At 44.7% G+C, this 18,138-nt stretch carries 17 protein-coding genes; 9 read left to right on the plus strand and 8 right to left on the minus strand.

Annotated elements, in window-relative coordinates:
* Nucleotides 1–3: 3 nt before the first annotated feature.
* On the minus strand, nt 4–396 hold the full coding sequence (gene rsfS, locus QE390_RS13145) for a ribosome silencing factor (RefSeq protein WP_307142473.1): 393 nt from the start codon (nt 394–396) through the stop codon (nt 4–6).
* Between the two features lie 171 nt (nt 397–567).
* On the opposite strand from rsfS, the gene QE390_RS13150 reads away from it, so the two are divergent.
* Nucleotides 568–1,326, plus strand: coding sequence for a biotin--[acetyl-CoA-carboxylase] ligase (locus QE390_RS13150; RefSeq protein ID WP_307142474.1), 759 nt, complete (start codon nt 568–570; stop codon nt 1,324–1,326).
* A 1-nt stretch (nt 1,327) separates the two neighbouring features.
* Here QE390_RS13150 and QE390_RS13155 read toward each other — a convergent pair whose 3' ends face one another.
* Both QE390_RS13155 and rbfA read right to left on the minus strand, forming a co-directional pair.
* A complete protein-coding gene (locus tag QE390_RS13155) occupies nt 1,328–2,614 on the minus strand; it encodes an FtsX-like permease family protein (protein ID WP_307142475.1) in 1,287 nt (428 codons plus the stop codon).
* Nucleotides 2,614–2,994, minus strand: a complete 381-nt coding sequence (gene rbfA, locus QE390_RS13160; protein ID WP_307142476.1) for a 30S ribosome-binding factor RbfA — start codon at nt 2,992–2,994, stop codon at nt 2,614–2,616. Before rbfA ends, QE390_RS13155 begins: the two co-directional genes overlap by 1 nt.
* A 269-nt stretch (nt 2,995–3,263) precedes the next feature.
* On the opposite strand from rbfA, the gene QE390_RS13165 reads away from it, so the two are divergent.
* The gene (locus QE390_RS13165) at nt 3,264–4,667 is read left to right on the plus strand and encodes a DUF6427 family protein (RefSeq protein WP_307142477.1); all 1,404 of its coding nucleotides are present in this window, start codon (nt 3,264–3,266) and stop codon (nt 4,665–4,667) included.
* Between the two features lie 82 nt (nt 4,668–4,749).
* Here the strand turns inward: QE390_RS13165 and rpiB are convergent, their stop codons facing one another.
* A complete protein-coding gene (gene rpiB, locus QE390_RS13170; protein WP_307142478.1) occupies nt 4,750–5,178 on the minus strand; it encodes a ribose 5-phosphate isomerase B in 429 nt (142 codons plus the stop codon).
* Nucleotides 5,179–5,408: 230 nt separating this feature from the next.
* Here rpiB and QE390_RS13175 point away from each other — a divergent pair, with 230 nt between their 5' ends.
* Complete coding sequence (locus tag QE390_RS13175; RefSeq protein ID WP_307143549.1) at nt 5,409–6,131, plus strand: TIGR00730 family Rossman fold protein; 723 nt, start codon at nt 5,409–5,411, stop codon at nt 6,129–6,131.
* A 56-nt stretch (nt 6,132–6,187) separates the two neighbouring features.
* Here the strand turns inward: QE390_RS13175 and QE390_RS13180 are convergent, their stop codons facing one another.
* The 3 genes from QE390_RS13180 to QE390_RS13190 form a co-directional block, all read right to left on the minus strand.
* Nucleotides 6,188–7,153, minus strand: a complete 966-nt coding sequence (locus QE390_RS13180; protein WP_307142479.1) for a helix-hairpin-helix domain-containing protein — start codon at nt 7,151–7,153, stop codon at nt 6,188–6,190.
* 394 nt (nt 7,154–7,547) lie between these two features.
* Nucleotides 7,548–8,915 (minus strand): glycoside hydrolase family 105 protein, encoded by a 1,368-nt coding sequence (locus tag QE390_RS13185; protein ID WP_307142480.1) that lies wholly within the window; start codon nt 8,913–8,915, stop codon nt 7,548–7,550.
* A gap of 419 nt (nt 8,916–9,334) precedes the next feature.
* On the minus strand, nt 9,335–9,760 hold the full coding sequence (locus tag QE390_RS13190) for a response regulator (protein WP_307142481.1): 426 nt from the start codon (nt 9,758–9,760) through the stop codon (nt 9,335–9,337).
* 254 nt (nt 9,761–10,014) lie between these two features.
* Here QE390_RS13190 and QE390_RS13195 point away from each other — a divergent pair, with 254 nt between their 5' ends.
* From QE390_RS13195 to QE390_RS13210, 4 genes are all read left to right on the plus strand, one after another.
* Nucleotides 10,015–10,539 (plus strand): DinB family protein, encoded by a 525-nt coding sequence (locus tag QE390_RS13195; RefSeq protein ID WP_307142482.1) that lies wholly within the window; start codon nt 10,015–10,017, stop codon nt 10,537–10,539.
* 43 nt (nt 10,540–10,582) lie between these two features.
* On the plus strand, nt 10,583–11,683 hold the full coding sequence (locus tag QE390_RS13200; protein WP_307142483.1) for a Nif3-like dinuclear metal center hexameric protein: 1,101 nt from the start codon (nt 10,583–10,585) through the stop codon (nt 11,681–11,683).
* Nucleotides 11,684–11,773: 90 nt separating this feature from the next.
* Nucleotides 11,774–12,529, plus strand: a complete 756-nt coding sequence (locus tag QE390_RS13205) for a zinc ribbon domain-containing protein (RefSeq protein WP_307142484.1) — start codon at nt 11,774–11,776, stop codon at nt 12,527–12,529.
* 87 nt (nt 12,530–12,616) lie between these two features.
* Complete coding sequence (locus tag QE390_RS13210; RefSeq protein WP_307142485.1) at nt 12,617–14,086, plus strand: tetratricopeptide repeat protein; 1,470 nt, start codon at nt 12,617–12,619, stop codon at nt 14,084–14,086.
* A 211-nt stretch (nt 14,087–14,297) separates the two neighbouring features.
* Here QE390_RS13210 and QE390_RS13215 read toward each other — a convergent pair whose 3' ends face one another.
* A complete protein-coding gene (locus QE390_RS13215) occupies nt 14,298–15,122 on the minus strand; it encodes a TIGR02757 family protein (protein ID WP_307142486.1) in 825 nt (274 codons plus the stop codon).
* Between the two features lie 77 nt (nt 15,123–15,199).
* On the opposite strand from QE390_RS13215, the gene QE390_RS13220 reads away from it, so the two are divergent.
* Both QE390_RS13220 and nagB read left to right on the plus strand, forming a co-directional pair.
* Complete coding sequence (locus QE390_RS13220; RefSeq protein WP_307142487.1) at nt 15,200–16,021, plus strand: Fpg/Nei family DNA glycosylase; 822 nt, start codon at nt 15,200–15,202, stop codon at nt 16,019–16,021.
* Nucleotides 16,022–16,136: 115 nt separating this feature from the next.
* Nucleotides 16,137–18,077 carry a glucosamine-6-phosphate deaminase gene (gene nagB, locus QE390_RS13225; RefSeq protein WP_106635407.1) on the plus strand — a complete coding sequence of 647 codons (1,941 nt, stop codon included), beginning with the start codon at nt 16,137–16,139 and terminating at the stop codon, nt 18,075–18,077.
* Nucleotides 18,078–18,138 lie beyond the last annotated feature (61 nt).

The raw sequence follows: 18,138 nt of genomic DNA on the forward strand, positions 1-18,138 counted from the left end.
AAATCAGGCCTCGTCTTCGATAACCGTCATCTCCGCGTCGCCCCAAAGCTCTTCCAGACGATAAAAATCTCGCCGATCCTGTTTAAAGACGTGTGCCACTACGTCCACATAATCGAGAAGAATCCATTCTTTCTGGTTTTTGCCTTCCCGGTGCCATGGATTCACACCGGAAGCCTTATGTACTTCCTCGTCAATCGAGTCAGCAAGTGCGTCAACTTGGGTATCGGATTTTCCTGAGCAAATGACAAAGTAATCAGCAATGGCATTTTTTACTCCTTTTAGGTTCAGAACAATAATGTTCACACCCTTCTTCTCCTGCATGCCCTTCACTACTAGTTGGCAGATATCTTCCGCCGGGATGTCATTTTGCTTTACGCGTTCTGCAGTTTCAATCATTCTTCAAAAGATTATCGTTTCATGGCTAAGAGAGTTTTCGAAAGCTTTAGCCATTACGAATCAAGATTTGCTATTAGGTTACGAATTAAGGCGAAAATCGGCACTTATGAAGTGTCTTATCCTTACTATAACGTTTGATTCGTAAATTTACTCCCTTAAAACTAAAAATAATTGTACAAATCCTATCCTAAGACCCAATTTATCGGGCAAAAAATTATATATCTGCCAAGTTGTCACTCAACCAATGACTTGGCCGCCGAATCTTTGCGTAATGATGCCCCCGAAGGTACGTTGTACGTGACGGATGAGCAGACGGCGGGGCGGGGTCAGCGTGGCAATGTCTGGAGGACCAATACAGGGGAGAACCTTACTTTTTCGTTTATCGTTCATCCTACTTTTTTGCGAGCTACCGAACAATTTCGTCTCAGCATTGCCATCGCATTGGGAATCCATGATTTCTTAACGGAGTTACTATACGACGGAGTGAAGCTAAAATGGCCCAATGATCTCTATTACAAAGATCAAAAGTTAGGGGGTGTATTAATCGAAAATTCCCTGATGGGTACCCACCTGACCGGTTCTGTGATTGGTATTGGTCTGAATATTAATCAGTTAAGTTTCTCCATAACCACAGCTACTTCCGTTCGGCAGATTACAGGTAAGGAATATTCACTGGAGGCTTTGCTGTTACAGTTATGCAATCGACTGGAAGAGCGGTATCTGGCCTTGAAAGACGGAAGCTATAACCAGCAAAAAATAGAATACCTCCAGCGGCTGTACCGTTTCAGAGAATGGCATCGCTTTCAGGATACGTCAGGAAAAACTTTTAATGGTCAAATTATCGGCGTAGCTGAGTTTGGGCAATTGCAGGTAGAAACAGAAACCGATGTTCGACTGTTCGATATTAAAGAAATTTCCTTTGTTCAATAAGTTATAATTCCTGACGGGCGGCTTTCTGAGCGGGCATCCAGGAGGCCGCCAGCGTAATGATAATGAGGGCAATGACGGTACCAATCAAGTCCTGAATCTGCATTCGGACGGGGTAGGCATCAACCAGCGATCCTACCAATTGCATTTTGGCAAAGCCGTATTCTTCCTGAGCCCAGCACAAAGCAACGCCCAGCACCAGGCCGACAATGGCTCCACTGAATCCTACCAGAGCCCCTTCGGCCAGGAAAATACGTCGGATGAGTCCCGGCCAGGCACCCATGGCAAGTAACGTCGCTACATCCGCTTTTTTCTCTATCGCTAACATAGAGAGCGAGAAATAGATGTTGAAAGAAGCGATGGCAATGATGAGCGTTAGGGTAATGAAAACAAATAGTTTTTCAATCTGAATGGCTCGAAACAAACTAGCGTGCTGTTCATCCTGATTCTGAACTTTAAAGTTTTCACCTACAATTCGCTGCATTTGTCGTTGGATCGGTTCGACGTCCAGGCCAGGTTTTACCTTAAACTCCAGAGCGGTACGTTTTCCTTCCGTTTCAAATAAATCTTCTGCAAACCGAAGCGGAACGAAGATATAATGATCGTCGATGCTTTGTTCAATGCTAAAAATGCCGCCCGGCTGAATGGTAGCTTCGTTGAATGCCTCCAGACCCGGAGCTGCAAGATTGGCGTTTTTACGCGGATACCAAATTTCCAGGGCCGTAAGCGGATCTTCGGGACTAACTCCCAGCATACGAGCTACACCCACGCCTAAAACGGCAAAATTCTGGTGTTGGCTTTGCAATTGCAGGCTTCCGGCAATACGGGTCGTATCCATTTCCGGGTGCGTAGAAAGGTTATCATCCACCGCTTTGATCGTGGCTACGGTCCGATGATCCTGGTATTGCACCAGAGCATTTTCTTCGTATACCTGCGTAATGTGCTCGATGCCCTGAATTTTTTTCAAGTTCGTCCAGAGAGAATCGCTGACCGTAAAGCTTTTTCCTTTAGCCGGGATAATGCGAAGATCGGAATCAAGCGTTTTAAATAACTGCCGGTTAAAATCTTCCAGGCCATTAAAAACGGAAAGTACCACTACCAAAGCCATGGTCCCGATGCAAACACCCAGCATGGAAATAATGGCAATCAGGTTAATGTAAGAAGTCTTTTTCTTGGAAAGAAAATAACGGCGAGCAATCAGTAAGGGCAGGTTCATGCCGGAACTCCAGAAGTAATAGTCAATAAAACGATCAGTCCGGTCAGGATTACCAACCGGACTAATCAAAAACATTATTCTTCTTCAGCGTCATCTTCGGACGCGGGAGGAATAACAATGCCCGAAAATAGAGCATCCATCTTGGCGGCGTATTCTGCCGTATCATCCAGAAAGAATTGTAATTCGGGAATGACACGAACCTGATTACGAATCTTATTCGCCAGGATCTGACGGATTTGCTTGGTCTTTTCCTGAATATTTTTCAAAAGCTGATCCTTATCGTCTGTGAGCAGGAAGCTCAGGTACGCCCGGGCCAGGCCCAGATCAGGGCTTACTTTTACATCGGTAATGGTAATAAATGCGTTACCAAATTGATTACGCATTTCTTTCTGAAAAATATCTCCCAGGTCTTTTTGTACTTGCCGGGCAAACTTCTGTTGTCTTTTTGATTCCATACTATAAACTTATGCGTTATGGCGGACTTAAAGGAATCCTGCTGAATCCTCAAAAAGGCCACGCGGCTACAAATATCCGAATTTTCCGGCTGACTTGGGGTAAGATAGCGTAGGTTTCGGAATTGAGTGGTTAATTTTGAAAAAATTAGGGCTGAAGCGTGGGTTTCGGGTAAAGAAAGGCAGGGCTTTCGGCTTAATTTTTCCAGAGAAGTTACCTAAAGAATCAGACCATCTGGTTTTGTCATTACGTATCCTAACGTCATACGGTTTTGCTTAGTTTTTTTCGAGTAAATGCGGCCTATCAGATTTTTATACTTTTAATTATCCTGTTTCTCGTTCGAATTCCGGTGTTACTGGGAAACACGCCCCTGCTGATTCCTGAAATGCAGTGGACCCTGCTGGGCGAGCAACTTAGTAAAGGATATATCCTATACGAACAGATTTGGGATAGTACGGCTCCTTTGTCGGCAATGGCCTACGCTGGTATGCACTGGATTTTTGGGCGTTCAGAAATAAGTTATCACTTTCTGGCTTATATCATTACGGCTTTTCAGGTTATTTATTTTAACCTGATTATGAGTCGGCAAAGCATCTTTCCAGAACGGAATTACGTGCCAGGTTTTATCTACCTGGTCATTATGAATATTTCTTTTGATTACACCACGCTTTCGCCGGCCCTGATGGCTACTACCTTCCTGTTGCTGGCTCTGGGAACCTTATTAAAGCAGTTGGATCGAGAGGGCATTAAAGACGAGTTACTGGAAGTAGGCTTTTATATCAGCATTGCCACCCTGTTTTATCCGCCTTCGATGGTGTTTATCCTCTGGGTCGTTTTATCATTATTATTATACAGCGGGGCCAGTTTTCGTCAGCACATCATCAATGTATTAGGGTTTCTGTTTCCGATTGTCATTGTCAACCTATACTTCTATCTGGATGGACATTATGAAGCGTTCACGAGAAATTTTTTAAGTATCATCTTCCAGATTCGGCAATACGACCTAAACGATTTTCAGACCTTGCTGGCCGTTATTGCCCTGCCTGTCATTTTTGCGGTACTCGGGTTTCTCAAGATTCTTAATTATGGTCGTTATACCAATTTTCAGTCGCGGGTGCAGCAGGTAGTAGCTCTGTATCTGGGAGGATGTCTGTTATCGGTAGGGTTAATGTCTTATCTGGCTCCCATGCAGTTCGTGATTTTCACACCGGGGCTGGCGTATTTTACCGTTTATTTCTTCGAAACGTACACTCGTAAAAGATGGATTCCTGAGCTAATGCTGGTGGTTTTTGCGGGAGGGGTAGGCGTATTGTTTTACCTGACATTAATGCCCGCTTTTTCCAATAGCATTGTTAAACTGGAAAACCTGACGGTAAAGCCCGTTCGATTACCCGCCGAGATTAAAAATAAGAAAATTCTGGTCTTCGGGGAAAGCATGGGAGAGTATCTGGATAACTACCCGGCAACGGCGTATCTAAACTGGAATTTGTCCCGTTTTGATCTGGAAAATCTGAACAACTATAACAACGTTATTAACATTCTCAGAAACTTTGAGAAAGACCCTCCTGAGTATCTGATTGATCGAAAAAACCTGGTTCCGACGTTGTTCAAGCGAATTCCAGCTCTTGCCCGACGGTACCAGGAAATTGAAAAGGGCATTTATCGTCGGGTGTAAGGCATAAAAAAGGAGTCGGACTTATTACTATAGCTCAGGGAAGAGAAATGTAATAAGTCCGACTCCTTTCTATGATCAATCATTAGCAACTAATCTTCCCTACTCGGGTGGCGTGGCGACCGGCTTCAAATTCCGTTGCCAGGAATTTTTTGACGCAACCTTCGGCTAATTCATACGCAATGAAGCGAGCGGGAATGCAAATGACGTTTGCGTTGTTATGCTGACGGGATAACTCCGCCAGATCACGATCCCAGACCAGAGCCGCCCGAACGCCCTGGTGTTTGTTGGCCGTAATCGTAACTCCCTGACCGCTACCGCAGCACAGGACGCCAAAATCAGCTTCGCCGTTCTCTACGGAAGAAGCCACCGGGTGAGCAAAGTCAGGATAATCGGCGGAATCGGTTGAATAGGTTCCGAAATCCGTTACTTCATGTCCTTCTTTGGCTAAGTAATCTGCCAGACGTTTTTTATAGTCAAAACCTGCGTGGTCGGAGCCAATAGCAATTTTCATAGAAGATATTCGGAAGTTTAAGTAAAAACTGCAACATTACGCGTCGGATTATCGTTATATCCTTCCCGTTTTGCAAAAGTACGGGCCTTCAATCAAAACCCTTGTATCGATCAAGAAATGTTCAAGTAAACGAGTAGATTATGTCAGAAGTAAATGGAATTAAGCCCACCGGATTGCCCCCGGTGCCCGAAAATACAGAAAATATCCACCCTTTGACCGATGTATCATTGATGAATCCGGCGGTCACGGAAGATGAAGCCCGGATTCGTGAAGCCTTCGAAAACCACGACTGGGCCGAAATTAAGAGTGCCGACTCCTGGGTCATTTTTAAAGTAATGGCTGAATTTGTGGAAGGCTTTGATCGGCTGGCTAAAATTGGTCCCTGCGTATCGATTTTTGGATCAGCTCGTACCAGCTCGGATCACCCTCACTACAAGATGGCGGAAGAAATTGCCGCCAAGCTGGTAAATCTGGGTTATGGAGTAATCACAGGCGGTGGCCCCGGTATCATGGAAGCCGGTAATAAAGGGGCAAAAGAAAACGGAGGTAAGTCAGTTGGATTAAACATCAAACTACCTTTCGAGCAACAGCCCAATATTTATATTGACCACGATAAAAGCATCAATTTCGATTTTTTCTTCGTGCGAAAAGTAATGTTCGTGAAATACGCTCAGGGATTCATTGCCCTGCCCGGTGGTTTCGGAACAATGGATGAGTTATTTGAATCCTTAACCCTGATTCAAACCCAGAAAATTGGTCGGTTCCCGATTGTGTTGGTGGGTAGATCGTATTGGGGCGGATTGATAGACTGGTTAAAGACGACCATGTGCGAAGAAAACCGTTACATCAATCCTAAGGACTTACACTTATTCAACGTGGTAGATACCGCAGACGAGGCCGTTGAAGTCATTCAGCGTTTCTATTCCCGGTATATGCTCAAGCCTAATTTTTAGTTGAAATTCGTTCAGTTATAAAAAGAGGCAGCCGCAAGGTTGCCTCTTTTGTTGGTTTAATAGGCTAGGTAAGGCTCCAATTTTTTCAGGGTTTGTTCGTCCAGTAGCTTCACCGCTTTCAGGTCTGCTACGGAGCGAAAAGCCCCGTGCTGATTTCGGTAGGCCATGATCGCTTTGGCAACGTAAGGTTTCAAATACGGATGCCGGAATTCTTCGGCTTTCACCTCATTAATGCGAATTTTTCGGATGGTAGTAGGATTGGAGATATGACCGTGTTTTAACAACTCCAGCACTACTGTCGAGTCGAGCCCCCAGACTTCTCTGATTTGTTCTTCCCGAACAAAACCGCCCAGATTGTCCCGAAATCTGATGATCCGGTTGGCTAGTTTGGAGCCAATGCCGTACACTTTTTTCAATTGTGAGGTATCAGCCTCGTTCAAGTCAAAACGGGTTAGTTTTTCCCGTTTAGGACTGGTAGAATAAGGAAGGGTTGAAGCAGGAAGGCTAGGTGAGGGGGCAAAATCAGAAGACTTAGTATTGGCTAGCTCAGGTAACTGAATGTAAGGTTCAAGTTTCTGATAGGTATCCCGGGGAAAATCATACATGCGGAGTAAATCTTCTTTTTTTCGGAAAGCCCCCCCTTTGGTCCGGTATTTCAGAATTCGTTCGGCCATCCAGCGGGGCAACCCTAATTGCTGCCACTGTTCCGCAGAAATGGTATTCGGGTTAAAGGGAAACAGACGTACCGAAACGGCTTTTTCAGAGTGGTAATCAGAGCGTCGCGAATGCTTTTCTTTTGGTTCGTAAGGATAATCTTCTGGCGTTGAAACTTCCAACTGTGCTACCACAGAATCCAGCTTTTGAGAATCGTTGGCTGGAGGAACTTTATCGGGTAGAAAATCAAGAAGAAAGGGCGTTAGTAATAATCCGGCTATTACGAAAAGGAGCACGAGAAATCCCCGCGATTCAGAAGAACTAAATCCGAAATAATCACGAATCCAGCGATTTAAGTTAGGCTTCATCAAAACAAAGGTTGGAGGACCTAAGTAAGAAGATGAGCCTGTAAAAATGGTTGCCGGGAAATAAGTAATAGTGCTTGTATTTAGCTTTAGGAGATGACGGCAGATTCTACCTGCCGTCATCCCCTAAAGCTGTTACTTCGTTTTTTGGAAACTTTATTAGCCTCAGCATCGCCCCATTCTACAGAAGTTCTCTCCCTTCGTTCGAGATGACAGGTAGAGACATCCTCTTCTGGTACGATATTCCATTTCGTTCTTACAACAACGACAGGTTCTACCTGCCGTTCTCTCCTAAGTCTGTTACTTGGTTCTCGGGGAAATTTTCTAGTCCAGCACCGTCCTTCTGCAGAAGGTCTCTCAAACCCCGTCAGCCATTACTGGTAAGTCCCGTTCGGAATTACTTTTTCAATAATAGCTGAACGGAACTATCATTAATTTCGAACTGATTCTTTTTCAGTAAGTTAATAATTTCAGAAGCCGCCAGAATCACGGGGCCATAGCCATGAGCGGCGTATGGACTAATGGGTCGGTGGTAATAAAAAGCGGGTTCAAAGCCCATGCCTGTTCCTACGCAGGTACCTTCCACTTGTCCTTTCTGGTTAACCTTAGTTGTCACGGCATTCCAGGCCAGCAGGCAGGCAGGAGCATAGGCTAATCTATCAATCCAGCCTTTGTTAATGGCCCGGGCGATGCAATAGGTATAAATAGCCGTAGCGGAAGTCTCCAGGTATGAATCGTTGCGGTCAATGAGCTGATGCCAGAAACCCGATCCCGACTGATAAGAAGTTAACCCTTGAACATGAGCCCGCAGTAACTCCAGAATTTTGGCTCGCTGGGGATGATTCTCGGGTAATACTTCCAGTAATTCTACCTTCGTCAGAATAGCCCAGCCATTAGCCCGTGCCCAGTGAAACTGCGGATGAGCCGTCATGCCTTCTACCCAGCCGTGCATGTACAAGCCTTTGTCGGGATTGAACATTCGCTTTGAAAATTGCAGTACCTGTTTTACCGCCTCATCATAATATTTTTTGTCACCCGTTAGCTTGCCCATCTGAGCAATGGCGGGAACGGCCATGAACAGATCATCCAGCCAAAGCGAGTTAGCCTGCGGACGATTTCTGGCCAGCGTGCCATCGCTGAGGCGATGTTCCTTAGTCAGGATGTAATTCAGAAAGTGATCCACTAATGGGCGTAACGAAGCCGTATTTCCTCCCCGTAGCGATTTAATCATGGCAGCCGTTAGAGCACCGCCATCATCCAGAGCGTGTGGGGCCAAGAAGGCACGCATCGCTAGTCGATTTTTGGGGTCGGAAGTTAATAAAGGCTGAAAATGAGGAGCAATTTCGGCCAGAAATCGGAGTCGTTCGTCGGTATAAGCTTTGTATTTGTGATCACCGGTGGCTTCGCTGGCCTGTAAGAAAGCAGCATAGGTAACTCCCCATTCGTAACTCGTTAAGCGAAAATCTGCCTTGGCAAAGGTCGAATGAGCATCTATTTTGGAATAGTCGGTGATAGTCTTATTAGTTTGTTTATCGACGAGTTGAGCGGGTGTTACGTTCTGTAAGTAATCATAAACTCGGTTTAAAACGTTGGTTGTGTTTTCAATACTAACCAAACCGTAAGGAACCGGATAATCAGGTTGAAGCAAATGGAGGGGGGTGTCTGCATCAGTTGCTTTGGTTTCGTTTCGTTGAGCGAACGAAGGAACCGCCACAGAGGCTACGAAAATGGACATGAGTCCGGCCAGGCGTATAGCTAATTTCATAGTTTAGAGGTTTACGTAGACCTTAGGAGGCGTAGTTTTATGGAATGACTTGAAAAGTAGAAGAGTCCCTTAGAAACCCCTGTTTCAAATGTTGCAGGCATTTAGAAGAGAAAAGAAGGGAAAGAATGAAAAAGGAAAACCCATCGAGCTCAGCAAGCTGGATGGGTTCGATTAGAGTAAAATTAGTTCCACCGCCATGGACTAATCCTTTCAATACTCAAAGATCAATCATCAAACCGCCATTTGATTAATTGACTTGTGATACAAATGTATAGTGGTAGTAAAAAAAGGGTCTGCTTTTTCGTCCATTGGTATGAAATGTTCGATAAGTAGCAGAATAAGGTAGGTTTTAGGTAATAATTAAGACTATATACCTAAAAATATGTAGGTATACGTACAATAAACAGATAGTCTACTGATTAGTTATGAGGCGGTAGCTTGACAATATTTGCCCAAAAATCGTAAAGACTGGCAAAGGTCCTCACCAGATCGGCATAGCTGGAAGGCTTAATGATATAAGAATTAGCTCCCTGCAAATATGCATGCTTAATGTCTTCCGTTACGGAAGATGTGCTCATGACCAGAATGGGAAGGGATGAAGTAACCGGGTTTCTCCGAATACTCTGGACGATGTCCGAACCCGCACCGGGTCGCAGGTTCCAGTCCAGTATAACTAAGTCAGGTAAATGATTTCCTGATTCCAGCCGGGCAAACAATTCTTTTTCAGAACTAACAGATTCGCACTGAACATTTTTACTAACTTCAGTAAAGGCCTCTTTAACGAGAAACTGATCGTCTACGTCGTCGTCGGCTAGTAAAATATGCAGGCTAGAATTGTCAATCATAAAAGCTACGCATTAATAGAAAAAAGGGGCTTGAAGAGCCTAATTAGTATAAAAGTGCAAAAAAATATACCGTAGCTAAACTGGGTATCATTCCGAACATATTTTATGGTAATCGTGTAGAAATAATAGACAACTATACATAGAACCATTTGGTCGGGGAATGGTTTTCTCACTTAGCCATTGCTTCCTGAATAAAACATGAAATCGAAAGCTAATCCTTTTCTTACCTTTGCTTCGATTGTTTTTGATAACTTATGAATATTCCATCGTTTTCAGAGTACCCTCAAAATAGCCTTCCTTCGGGTTACATCACCTTAATTTCGGAAGGAAATGTGCTGGAATGCCTTCAAAATCAGGCAGACGAGTTATTGACCCGATACGAGTCTCTGCAAGACCCAGAGCAGGGGAACTATCGCTACGCCGAAGGAAAGTGGAGTTTGAAAGAAGTGCTGGGGCACATGATTGATACCGAACGGGTTTTTGCCTACCGTGCTTTGTGTATAGCCCGGGGTGAAAAACAAAGCTTACCCGGTTTCGATCAGGATGAGTATATGCAGTATGTCCCCTTTGGTGATATGACACTTGCAAGTTTAGTTAAAATTTACAGACTTACCCGGCAAAGTAATATTGCTCTGTTCGAGACTTTTACGGAAGCAGATCAGACTCGAATGGGCGTTTGTAGTAACTATCCTTTATCTGCCCGAGCGTTGGTTACCATGATTGCCGGACACGAGCGACACCATTTGAATGTCCTGGCTGAACGATACGGGCTGGTTTAAGCAAGAAAGTAGAGACAGGAAGGAGTAATGAAGATTAGATCCTATGATTACCATACAGGAAGTTACGAGATTACTCGAATTAAAAGCACCGCTGGCTTATCAGGAAAGTTACGATAACGCCGGCCTGATTGTGGGAGATCCCCGTCAGGAAGTGCAGAATATATTAGTAAGTCTGGATTGTACGGAGGAAATTGTGGATGAGGCCCTTGAGCAGAATTGTAACCTGATCGTAGCCCATCATCCCATTGTTTTCAAAGGCTTGAAAAAGTTCAACGGAAAGAATTACGTTGAGAAAACAGTTATTAAAGCCATCAAGCATGACATTGCTATTTACGCCATTCACACGAATCTGGATAGCGTAAAAGGGGGTGTAAACTGGAAAATTGCGGAGAAGTTAGGCCTGACTAATATTCAGGTGCTTTCGCCCAAACCACAGACTTTACAGAAACTGACCGCTTTTGTTCCTGAAGCATACACCACCCAGGTATTGCAGGCCTTGTATGCAGCAGGAGCTGGTCAGATTGGGGATTATAAAAACTGTTCTTTCCGTACATCAGGAACGGGCACGTTTTTACCTACGGAATCTGCTCAGCCTTTTATCGGGAAACCCGGCGAAACCGAGGAGGTAAACGAACACCGGATTGAAGTGATATTTCCGGCCCATTTGCAAAGCTCGATCATGCGGGCCTTGCGGGCAAGCCATCCGTACGAAGAAGTGGCTCATTACCTCCACCAGCTCGAAAATGAAGATCAAACCGTGGGCTCTGGTGCGATAGGTGAGTTACCCGAACCCCTGTCAGAAATGGACTGGCTGGCGTATCTTAAAAATAAGATGCAATTGAATGTGATTCGGCATACACCTTTACGGAACAAAACGGTGCAAAAAGTTGCTGTTTGTGGAGGGGCGGGCAGTTTTCTACTGAAAGATGCTGTAGGCCATCAGGCAGACGTATTTGTAACCGCAGATTTCAAATATCATGAGTTTTTCGATGCTGAAAATCGGCTCATCATTTGCGATATTGGGCATTATGAGAGCGAAGTTTTCACGAAAGAGCTTCTAAGTGAGATTCTAACGAAAAATTTCCCTAATTTTGCGACACTTTTGTCTAAAACTGACACCAATCCGGTTCACTATTTCGTGTAATGGTGTACAGTCTGAAGTTTAAAGTACAGCGATTACCTGCTTAAGTCTTTAAACTAGAAACTGGAAACTATAGATTCGAAACTCTCATTCATGGAAGCAACGGTAGCTCAAAAACTCGATTTTCTCCTCCAATTACAGGCCATAGATTCTCAATTAGACGAAATCAAGAAAATTCGTGGGGATTTGCCTGAAGAAGTTCGGGATCTTGAGGACGATATTATCGGATTAGAAACCCGCATCAAACGTCACAAGGATACCATCGATACACTCGATTCGGAAATTCACGGATACCGCCAGGCGAAACGTGATGCCGAGAAATTAATTGTTAAGTATAAAGATCAGCAGAACAACGTTCGTAACAACCGTGAGTTCGATGCCATTAACAAGGAAATCGAATTTCAGGAGTTGGAAATGAAACTGGCTGACAAGCGTACGGCAGAGGCCAGCGAAAAAGTACGTTTGAAAGAAGAAGAAATTCGTAGCACGCAGGCTGCTCTGGAAGAACGTAAGAAAGATCTGGACGCGAAGCGTAAAGAACTGGACGTAATTCTGGGTGAAAGCCAGGAAGATGAGAAAAAACTCGCTGAACAACGTGAAAAACAGGCTGAGAAAGTAGAAGAGCGTTTACGCGTGGCTTATCAGCGTATTCGTGATAACTCTTCGAACGGTCTGGCGGTAGTTACGGTTCGCCGGGCTGCCTGTAGCGGCTGTTTTAACGTGGTGCCTCCCCAGCGTCAGGCTGACATTCGCGAGAAGAAAAAACTCATCATTTGCGAACACTGTGGTAGAATTTTAGCTGACGTTGAAGATGCACCCGTAACGGTTGCTACTACTTCACGACGGTAATATTTAAGTACTGCAACACCAATTGAAATGTTCTAAACCCGTCGAATATTCGACGGGTTTTTCTTGTTTTAACCTTTTCCCTACGGTATGAAACGGCTACTTTTCTTTACCCTTTTCTTTGCATCTTTTCATGGATATGCTTCTGATTTTGAATGGAATACCAAAACTCAGCAGGCTTATCTAGATATTTTTAAACTGAAACTTACCAAAGGCCAGCAGGAGTTAAGCTCTGAACTCGGCACCAACGGCGTAGCTCTGTATCTGGATGATTACGCTGATATGTTATACCTACTGCTAACGGAAGACCGACGTTCGTACGAGGCTTTGGTGAAAAAAGGAGAACAGCGGCTGGAGCGGCTGGAGGATATGGATCAGGAATCACCCTGGAATCGCTGTTTGCGGGCCGAAATTAAAATGCACTGGGCGTTTGTGAAGATCAAATTTGGTAAAGAAGTACCGGGAGCCTGGGATGTAATTAAAGCCTATAAACTGCTGGACGAGAATGCTAAAAAATTCCCACAGTTCACGTACAACAAGAAAGCTTTGGGAATGTTGCACGTGCTGATTGGCTCCACGCCCGAGAGTTACCGCTGGGTTACCAAATTGCTGGGTTTACGCGGAAACATTCAGCAAGGCTTGCAGGAAATTCATTCGGTAGCCGTAAAAGAGCCTTTATTCAAATCTGAGGCTCAGTTAATAGAATACCTGATGCAGGCGTATGTTTTGCGGTTAAGTAAAAGCGAAGTTACTGACTTTCAAAAATTCCTGAATCAGAATGATGATAACCTGCTGATCCAGTTTTTTGGCAATTCGATCTTAATGAAAGAAGGATACGGTGAAGCAGCCCTGGCGATTGCCAATAATCATCCTGCTTCCAGAGAATACCTCTCTATTCCTTTCTTTACGTATCATAAAGGTGAAATATTACTGCAAAAAGGCGATTATGACCAGGCCATCTTGGCTTACCAGCAATTTCTGAAACAGCATAACTCTGGAAATTTCATTAAGGATGCCTATTACAAACAATACCTTTGCTACGAACTGGATGGCAACAGTAAACAGGCTCAGGCTTATTTTTCTAAGATAAAAAGCGTTGGCGAAACTAATAATGAAGCGGACAAAACGGCCCAAAAAGCCAGTGATAAACCTTACGTAACCTTCACGGCGAATCAGCGGGCGGTAATGAAAGCTCGTTTCGCCAGCGATGGGGGTTACTACGAGCAGGCCCTGGGAATGCTTAAAAATCTGACAGAAGCCAGCTTTACGGACCTTTACGATCAAACCGAGTTTAATTACCGCAAAGCCCGGATTTATCACCGGATGAACGATTTTGTTTCGGCTCTGCCTTTGTACCTGCGGGCGGTGGAGTTAGGAGAGAAACAAAACTGGCATTTTGCTCCGTCGTCCTGCCTTCAGATAGGGTATATTTATCAGTTACGCAATGAGAAAGCCAAGGCAAAAAGCTATTTTGAGAAAGCCATGAGTTTCAAAAAACACGAATCTAAAAATTCAGTGGATGGGAAGGCAAAGGCGGCCTTGAATGAGATGGGCTACTGAGTAGTTGATAGTTTTAAGTTATTAGTTAATGGGTTGATATTTAGGTTTTATAGCTGAATAGATATTAAATAAATAGAAGAACTGTATTTTCCATTATTCTTAACTAAAAAATCCGGGAAGGTAACTCCCCGGATTTTTTAGTTAAGAATAATATAGTGTAGAGACGTGATTCGTCGCATCTCTTCCTCATCATAGCAAGCTTAAGACTTAATTACATCTCACCTTCAACGCCTAAGCCAAACAAAGCAAAATCATATTTAGCCGGGTCTTGTGAGTCGAAACTGCGTAGGTTTTCGGTTAACTCCAAGGCGGCTTGCCAGTCGGTGTTAGTTCGATGGAGTAAGCCTAATTTTCGGGCAACGCGATCGACGTGCACATCGCAGGGACAAACCAGAGCGGCGGGGGAAAGCTGATTCCAGATTCCAAAATCTACCCCGTTTGTATCGTTTCGAACCATCCAGCGGAGAAACATATTGAGGCGTTTGCAGGATGATTTTCGGGCGGGAGTAGCCACATGCTTTCGGGTGCGGGCGGGAGCATCTTCCAGTCCAAAGAAAACTTCATGAAAACGCACCAATGCCTGCTCCGTTTGAAAAGCGGCGTGCCGAATTGGTTCTTTCTTTTGAACGCTCACAGGCGTTTCCCCCACGAAAGCTTCTTCCAGCGAATCATGTTTGGCGTAAAACTGCTGGAAAAAGTGAATGAAATACAGCGTATCCGTTGCGTTGAATGTGCGGTGCTTGAAGTGTAAAAAAGGCTTTAAATCCGTAGGTTGATGATTACGGATAAAGTCATAGGGAGCTCCGTCCATTAATCGAATCAGTTCATTGCATTTATTAATAATCGTTTTTCGCTGACCCCAGGCAAGAACGGCGGCCCAGAAACCCATAATTTCAATATCCTGCTTTTTCGTGAATTGATGCGGAATACTAATCGGATCGTTAGGAATAAAATTGGGTTGGTTATACTGCTGTACTTTCTCTTCCAGTAAGTTATAAAGCCAGTCGGGAGTGTCGGTTTTTTCAAAAAGTGCCATCGGACAAAGTTCGGGAAACAATCGCTGAATGCTACACGTTTAGCTCCATATCGCCCGGATATTATTTTCCTAAACTCATGCCAGAATTACCCGAAGTCGAAACTTATCGTCGCTATTTTGAGGAAACGTGTCTGAATCAGCCCATTCAGGATGTATTTGTAGAAGATACCAAACTATTAACTACGGATTATGATTTGCTGGTAGCCAGCTTACGCGGGAAGAAATTCATTGCAACCGAGCGAATTGGAAAAAACCTCTTTGTGCAAACCGATGGTGGTTTTTATGTTCATTTTCACTTCGGCATGACGGGCGATCTGGCCTATTATCAATTCGAAGAAGAACGCCCCCGTTTTTCCCGAATCGTCTTTTATTTTCAGACGGGGTATAAGCTGGCCTTTATCTGTCCGCGAAAATTCGAGCGAATTGGTATCGTCGAGAACGTGCCGGAATACCTCAGGAAAAAACGTATTGCAGCAGACGCTCTGGCCATTTCCATTCCCACGCTCGCGGCGACGCTGGCGAAGAAAAAGGCATTTATTAAACCGGTGTTACTGGACCAGTCGGTGATTGCGGGCATTGGTAACTGGATTGTGGATGAAGTATTATTCCAGGCTCGTATTCACCCGGAACGGCTGGCTGCTTCGCTGGACGAAATGGAAGTAAAGCATCTCCATGAAGCCATTCAACTGGTGCTAAAAACGGCGATTGATTGCGAGGCTAATTATGCCTTATTTCCCGAACGTTTCATCATTCATGCCCGCGAGTGGGCGATGTCGCCTTATGCAGATGCAAAGCAGCATTTGTTATGTCCGGTTTGTCATCAAAAGCTACAAATTACAAAGGTAGGGGGGCGAACCACGTACTTCTGTCCCGTAGATCAGCCTCTGGAAATGACGTAAAAAAATAAATTATTAAATTTTTTTAAAAAATACCGTATTTGTCGGCTTCACGTGTCTGGGTTGTTCAGGAAATGCTTTACTTTTGCGTTGTAAAACTAAGCCTAATCCCAATCACATGCTGCCCGAAACAGACACGTTATTAGCTGCTCCGACGCTGAATCAGCCCATCGCGTTTGAACGTATTCCTACTCAGATTTACGCCGATTCAAATGATGCTTCAGCAGCCGTAGCTCGTGAAATCGCCGAAATCATTCGTGCCAAACAATTACAGGGAAAACCTGCCGTGTTGGGTTTAGCCACTGGTTCTTCACCCAAGAAAGTATACGCAGAATTGATCCGTCTTCACCGCGAGGAGCGTTTGAGCTTTTACAACGTGATTACCTTCAACCTGGATGAGTACTATCCCATGCAGCCTGATGGACAGCAGAGTTACGTTCGCTTCATGCAGGAACAACTGTTCAATCACGTAGACATTCCAAAGAATAACTATTTCGTTCCGGATGGAACGCTGTCTCCTGCTCAGATTCCTGCGTTCTGCCAGAACTACGAACGTCAGATCGACGAATTAGGCGGACTTGATTTCCAATTATTAGGGATTGGTCGTAATGGTCACATTGGTTTCAACGAGCCTGGTTCTCACGTGAACTCACGCACTCGTCTGATGACTCTGGACTTAACCACTCGTGCGGATGCCGCTCTGGATTTTGGTGGTCTGGCCAATGTTCCTAAGAAAGCCATTACGCTGGGTGTAAATCAGATCATGAAAGCCAAGCGGGTAATCCTGCTGGCCTGGGGTGAGCACAAAGCGAAGATGATTCACCAGGCTATTGAAGGCCCGGTAACGGATCAGGTTCCTGCCAGTTACCTGCAAGGACATCCCAACGTACAGTTCGTACTGGACGAATCTGCGGCGGCTGACTTAACCCGTCGCAAGATGCCCTGGTTGGTGGAAGAGGTATCCTGGGACAAAAACATGATTAAGAAAGCCGTCACTACGCTTTCTCTCAGCCTGAATAAGCCCATCCTGAAGTTAACCAACCGTGATTACAACGATAACGGACTCTCAGAATTGCTGGCTCAGGTAGGTCAGGCTTACGATCTGAACATTGAAGTCTTCAATCAATTACAAAATACGATTACGGGTTGGCCCGGTGGCAAGCCTAACGCCGACGATACCAATCGTCCAGAACGTGCATTACCTACCCAAAAACGTTGTCTGATTTTCAGCCCTCACCCTGATGATGACATTATCTCGATGGGTGGTACGTTCCAGCGTCTGGTAGATCAGGGACACGAGGTTCACGTAGGTTACCAAACCTCTGGTAATATTGCCGTAGCGGATGATGAAGCCATGCGTTTCATTGATTTCGTTGTGGATTATAACCGTCAGTTTGGCATCGATAGTCCAAAAGCAGAAGAAATCTTCAAAAATGCTGCGGAACACCTGCGGACGAAAAAAGACTCAGAAAGTGATACGCCTGAAGTTCGTCAAGTGAAAGGAATTATTCGGGAAGGTGAAGCAAAAGCAACCTGTCGTTTCGTAGGAAATGGGGTTGAAAATGCTCACTTCATGAAAATGCCTTTCTATGAAACGGGTAAAGTGCAGAAAAAACCACTGAGCGAAGAAGATATTCAAATTGTGATGGATCTGATTCGTGAAATCAAACCTCATCAAATCTACGCTGCCGGCGACCTGGCCGATCCACACGGAACGCACAAAGTTTGTCTGGATGCGGTGATGGAAGCCGTTCGTCGTTTGAAAGACGAAGCGTTCATGAAGGATTGCTGGGTGTGGTTATACAAAGGTGCCTGGGATGAATGGGCAATCGATATGATCGAAATGGCCGTTCCCATGTCTCCTGATCAGGTATTGAAAAAACGTCACGGTATTTTCAAACACCAGTCACAAAAAGATGGTGTTGTGTATCAGGGTACAGATTCCCGTGAATTCTGGCAACGAGCAGAAGATCGGAACCAGGCAACGGCGAATTTATACAACAAACTGGGGTTAGCGGAGTATGAAGCTGTGGAAGCTTTTGTACGCTGGAAATACTAAGAATAGAGTTGATATTTGTTAACGCGACGACATCATTCGTGATTTCGTCGCGTTTTTCGTT

The sequence above is a fragment of the Siphonobacter sp. SORGH_AS_1065 genome (assembly GCF_030818595.1).
Taxonomy (GTDB): Bacteria; Bacteroidota; Bacteroidia; order Cytophagales; family Spirosomataceae; genus Siphonobacter.

What these genes read in the sequence shown, in the direction of transcription:
- QE390_RS13200 (WP_307142483.1), top strand. Translation starts at nt 10,583, where the DNA reads ATGATTACCATACAGGAAGTTACGAGATTACTCGAATTAAAAGCACCG.
- QE390_RS13155 (WP_307142475.1), bottom strand. Translation starts at nt 2,614, where the DNA reads ATGTTTTTGATTAGTCCGGTTGGTAATCCTGACCGGACTGATCGTTTT.
- rsfS (WP_307142473.1), bottom strand. Translation starts at nt 396, where the DNA reads ATGATTGAAACTGCAGAACGCGTAAAGCAAAATGACATCCCGGCGGAA.
- QE390_RS13215 (WP_307142486.1), bottom strand. Translation starts at nt 15,122, where the DNA reads ATGGCACTTTTTGAAAAAACCGACACTCCCGACTGGCTTTATAACTTA.
- rpiB (WP_307142478.1), bottom strand. Translation starts at nt 5,178, where the DNA reads ATGAAAATTGCTATTGGCTCCGACCACGCAGGTTTTGACTATAAAAAA.
- QE390_RS13220 (WP_307142487.1), top strand. Translation starts at nt 15,200, where the DNA reads ATGCCAGAATTACCCGAAGTCGAAACTTATCGTCGCTATTTTGAGGAA.
- QE390_RS13190 (WP_307142481.1), bottom strand. Translation starts at nt 9,760, where the DNA reads ATGATTGACAATTCTAGCCTGCATATTTTACTAGCCGACGACGACGTA.
- QE390_RS13210 (WP_307142485.1), top strand. Translation starts at nt 12,617, where the DNA reads ATGAAACGGCTACTTTTCTTTACCCTTTTCTTTGCATCTTTTCATGGA.
- nagB (WP_106635407.1), top strand. Translation starts at nt 16,137, where the DNA reads ATGCTGCCCGAAACAGACACGTTATTAGCTGCTCCGACGCTGAATCAG.
- QE390_RS13185 (WP_307142480.1), bottom strand. Translation starts at nt 8,915, where the DNA reads ATGAAATTAGCTATACGCCTGGCCGGACTCATGTCCATTTTCGTAGCC.
- rbfA (WP_307142476.1), bottom strand. Translation starts at nt 2,994, where the DNA reads ATGGAATCAAAAAGACAACAGAAGTTTGCCCGGCAAGTACAAAAAGAC.
- QE390_RS13205 (WP_307142484.1), top strand. Translation starts at nt 11,774, where the DNA reads ATGGAAGCAACGGTAGCTCAAAAACTCGATTTTCTCCTCCAATTACAG.
- QE390_RS13195 (WP_307142482.1), top strand. Translation starts at nt 10,015, where the DNA reads ATGAATATTCCATCGTTTTCAGAGTACCCTCAAAATAGCCTTCCTTCG.
- QE390_RS13175 (WP_307143549.1), top strand. Translation starts at nt 5,409, where the DNA reads ATGAATCCGGCGGTCACGGAAGATGAAGCCCGGATTCGTGAAGCCTTC.
- QE390_RS13180 (WP_307142479.1), bottom strand. Translation starts at nt 7,153, where the DNA reads ATGAAGCCTAACTTAAATCGCTGGATTCGTGATTATTTCGGATTTAGT.